The sequence below is a fragment of the Bartonella sp. AD328YNZD genome (assembly GCF_042196425.1).
The window spans coordinates 1-1014 of sequence record NZ_JBHIQG010000591.1; the positions used below are offsets into that span (position 1 = coordinate 1).

Below are 1014 nucleotides of genomic sequence, written 5' to 3' on the forward strand. Positions count from 1 at the left end.
TTATAGAGTGTGAAAGTTCCAGGAATAAAGGAAAGAGGAGGACGGGCAGAAATGGCACCAATTTTAAGTGATGTACCGGCTGGAACGGGTAATGTAACATTTTTCAAATTGACTTTACCTAAGATGCTCACTTCAGATGTTTCTGCTTTTATGGCGTGACGGGTTATCTCTTTCCTTACAAAATTGTCAAGATAGGGTTTTGCGATATAAAATCCACCAACCATTATAATTGCCAAGATAGCAACAAATCCAATAATGCAAGTAAGCCAATATCTTAGGTGACTTTGATACCCACTATTAAGATTGACCATTTTTTCTTCTTTCATTTTTATCACTCATTAAATTGAGAGTGAAGATAAACTCTTTTTAAGCAACGACAAAGGTTAAAATATAGCGTGTACCAGTTTCAACAGTCATTTATGCCCTATATTAGAGGTATTCTTATCTTTTTAGCAATATAGCTTTATCAAATTTTATCAAATTTCTTTGGATTCAGCACTTTATAGAAAACCACACATAATAAAGAGAGGTAAGTTTATGCACATCATAATTTTTATCACTTTAAATTATCTTAAAATATTCCTATGTCTGCTTTTATCTTGCTGCTGTTTATAGGAATATTTAAAACATCAAAGATATGTTTTTATTCATTATAATTTAATGGGGAGAGGTGAGTGTTATGACAGAAAATCAAATAATGACCTTTTTGATCATTGGTCTCATGATGGTTGTTTTTATTTGGGATCGATTTCGTTATGATCTCGTCGCTATTTGTACATTGTTAATAGCTTGTGCTCTTGGTCTTGTTAGTCCGAAGGAGGCTTTTAGCGGTTTTAGTAATGATATCGTTATTATCGTGGGGAGTGTGTTTGTTGTCAGTACTGCTGTATCTCGCTCTGGTATAATGGAATTTATTATTCAACGAATATGGCCAGAGGTGAAATCGGTGCGTCTTCAATTAGCTTTTTTGGTTATTTCTGTTGTCGTGTTATCAATGTTCGTTAAAAACATTGG

1 protein-coding gene and 1 pseudogene are annotated in these 1014 nt (G+C 33.4%); one reads left to right on the forward strand and one right to left on the reverse strand.

Annotated features, from left to right (window positions below):
• A pseudogene (locus ACFIO3_RS13890) lies at positions 1 to 326 on the reverse strand (hypothetical protein); the annotation flags it as partial.
• A gap of 353 nt (positions 327 to 679) precedes the next feature.
• Here ACFIO3_RS13890 and ACFIO3_RS13895 point away from each other — a divergent pair.
• On the forward strand, positions 680 to 1014 hold a 335-nt coding region (locus ACFIO3_RS13895), incomplete at its 3' end, for an SLC13 family permease (RefSeq protein ID WP_375704669.1).